Origin of the sequence: Mesotoga sp. UBA5847 (assembly GCF_002432735.1) — a bacterium.
Lineage (GTDB): Bacteria > Thermotogota > Thermotogae > Petrotogales > Kosmotogaceae > Mesotoga.
On the sequence record NZ_DJGL01000102.1, the window covers coordinates 1 to 2,834 of the forward strand.

1 protein-coding gene and 1 pseudogene are annotated in these 2,834 nt (G+C 45.4%); one reads left to right on the plus strand and one right to left on the minus strand.

All coding sequences use genetic code 11. The features are described from left to right. Window positions 1-270 (plus strand): annotated as a pseudogene (locus tag B3K91_RS12450) (ISNCY family transposase); the annotation flags it as partial. A 52-nt stretch (window positions 271-322) separates the two neighbouring features. On the opposite strand, the gene B3K91_RS12455 reads toward B3K91_RS12450, so the two are convergent. Beyond that, the gene (locus tag B3K91_RS12455; RefSeq protein ID WP_292588572.1) at window positions 323-2,248 is read right to left on the minus strand and encodes a histidine kinase N-terminal 7TM domain-containing diguanylate cyclase; all 1,926 of its coding nucleotides are present in this window, start codon (window positions 2,246-2,248) and stop codon (window positions 323-325) included. Window positions 2,249-2,834: the final 586 nt, after the last annotated feature.

Below are 2,834 nucleotides of genomic sequence, written 5' to 3' on the forward strand. Positions count from 1 at the left end.
GAAGTATTGAGAAAACTAGTTGAGATATGGGAGATCCTGGACTTTCCTTGCGGCAAGAGATTCAAAGCGATTATTGAAGAGGCGATAGAGAATCTGATCAAGAATGGTCATTTGTCTTTGAGGGAAGAAGTTAAGCAGAAGCTTTTGGAAATAAGTTCCTCTACAATGGATAGACTTCTTCGAAGTGAAAGGAAGAAGATGGAACTGAAGGGTAGGTCACATACAAAACCCGGTACTCTCTTGAAGAAACACATAAGCGATATGCATCACCTTCCGGTTCTTATACACCCAAATCCTTAAAGAGGTCTATTGTGAAACACAACTAGATGAGCGAGGTAACTCTGTTCTTGCCGTTCCTCTTTGACTCGTAAAGAGCCTTATCCACCCTTCGAAGTAATCTGTCGTAATCGCTCTCGCCATCAAGAAGCGTGGAAACTCCAATGCTTATGCTCAATTTCCCGCATTCTTTCGGTTCAAGGGAATTGAGGCCAGAGCGTAGTTTCTCCGCCACTTTCATCGCACCCTCTAGATCCGTATTTGTAACCAATACCAGAAACTCGTCGCCTCCCCATCTTCCCAGATGGTCGCAACTCCTGATATTTGACTGAACGAAAGAACACATCTCCTTGAGAGCTTCGTCGCCGGCCAGGTGACCGGAGTTATCGTTAATAGTCTTGAGATTATCGAGATCAAGCATAAGCAAAGAAAGCGGAATTCCATATCTCTTAGATCGATCCGTTTCAGTCTTCAACAGCTCATCGAGTGAGTATCTATTCATGACACCGGTAAGCATATCAGTAGTTGCAAGTTTCTTGTACTTCTCCTGGCTCTCGCGGAGAGCCTCTTCAATCTGTTTAGTGGGAGAAATATCAATGTGAGTTCCAAGAATACGGGTGGCCCTTCCGTTCTTGTCTCTCTCTGCAGCTTCTCCCCTATCGTGAACCCAGATCCACTCACCACTCTTTGAAAGCATCCTGTACTCTACTTCGAAGTGATCTGTCTCTCCACTATAGCATCTGTCCATCTCCTCAAGTGAAGGCAGAAGATCTTCAGGATGAACAAGCTCCTTCCACTTCTGGAAAGCAATAACCGGTTCGCCCGTAGAATAACCCATAATCTGATAGTACCTATCGTTTATGGATAGCTCTCCTTCTTTGATTCTGAAGTCCCAGAGACCAACATTCCCACCTTTCACAGCAAGCGCAAGCCTCTCCTCACTCTGGCGCAACGCATCTTCGACTCTCTTCCTCTCCGTTATTTCGGTCAACAAAACGACGCTACCTCTTGTCTTTCCACCTTTGCTGAAGATTGTCGTCTTTCTGGAATCTACTATCTTCTCTCCCACCTCTAGATCGGACTTCGATAGATCGGAACCAAGAAAGCTCACAATGGGCTCGATACCTTTGAAAGCGTCACTGAAATGTAGTCCGATGGAGCTTTCACTTTCCACACCAAACATCGAGCAGGCCATAGGATTTATATCGGCGACTGTTCCTCTATCGTCAGTAATAATCACACCGTCAGGCAGACTTTCGAAAACCGTCTCTTTGGCAACGGGTCGTATGTCAAATAACCTGTACCTCATAACACCTAGCGCCATAAACACCCCGGCAATAGTGAAGGCAATCGGAGTCATGTCGAGATATCCGAAATCGACAAATCCAAAGAGGTAATTTAGATTCACGAGTACCGGGAAAAAAGTCCCAAGCAGAATCATCTTCAGCTGACCCTTATAAGGCCCTCTCGAAAGAATATATTGCTGAGCAATTAAGATTAAGCTCAAAAGAAGCAGTACATAACTGTAAGAGATTCCGAACCAGAAAAGCGGACCATGGACAAGTCTCTGTACTGGAAAGGATGCACTGAGATCCAGTTCGCTGACTGAATAATAGAGCCAGTGAACCTCATTCGTCCACATCGATACAAGCACCGCCACCGGGACAGCAAAGAGCAAAGAGATCCTTCTCCAGGTGAACCACTCTCTTTTGTCGAGAATTGCCATCGAGAAAAGAAAGAGAAAAACCGGCGTGCATACTATTCCAGGATATGAGATCTTGTTGAGAAGCCTCATTGTTTCCAGGTCATGCCCGAGCAATTCAAACGCATAAAAGAATGCCCACCATGCAATCGAGAACATCAAGAGGCTTAGAATCCCGGCTTCAAGAATCCCTCTCCGCCTCGAAAACAGTATAGCCATTACAAAGCATACACCCGCTGCAAGAAACGTCAAAAAAGCATAAGTATTCATTTCAAACACTCCAATAGATCACTTCAAACAATTATATACTGAGCCCTTATTCAAAAGTCATAGATCCTCTCATTCCAACTTGCGAATAGTCAGTTGCAAGACTTTGAACAAGCCGGTCACGATTTTGGGGAAAAGCCGCTCTTTTGCTGTGCGCTGAACGCTGTGAAGAGCAGTTCTAGATTGAACGATCGATAAGATAGAGAGAAGATGAGAAAGAGCATTGTCGAGACATTCGCTGCGCTCACGAGAAGGTGAAAGAAAAGCCAGTCACCTTCGGTGGCCAGTTCCGACTTCGTCGGCTGAACAAAAAAACGAGAAAGAGCGTTGTCGAGAGGTTCGCTTTGCTCACGAGAGAAGAGAGAGAGAAAAAAACTAGAAGAACATCAAACCGATTTCGTGCGGCCAGTTCCGGCTGCACCAAGCTAAGAACCGTCGTTTGTGGTACGTGGTTGGTGGTTGGTCAAGAACAAAGAGCTAGAGCCCCCTATAAATCAAAGAGTAACGAAATCCAGTTTGCCCTGAACAGGAGACCCCAAACAGGTACATATTGGGGCAAGCTTTTCAGGGCAGGTTCTATGGGATGACA

Coding starts and splice junctions, on each gene's coding strand:
- B3K91_RS12455 (WP_292588572.1), bottom strand. CDS start 2,248: ATGAATACTTATGCTTTTTTGACGTTTCTTGCAGCGGGTGTATGCTTT.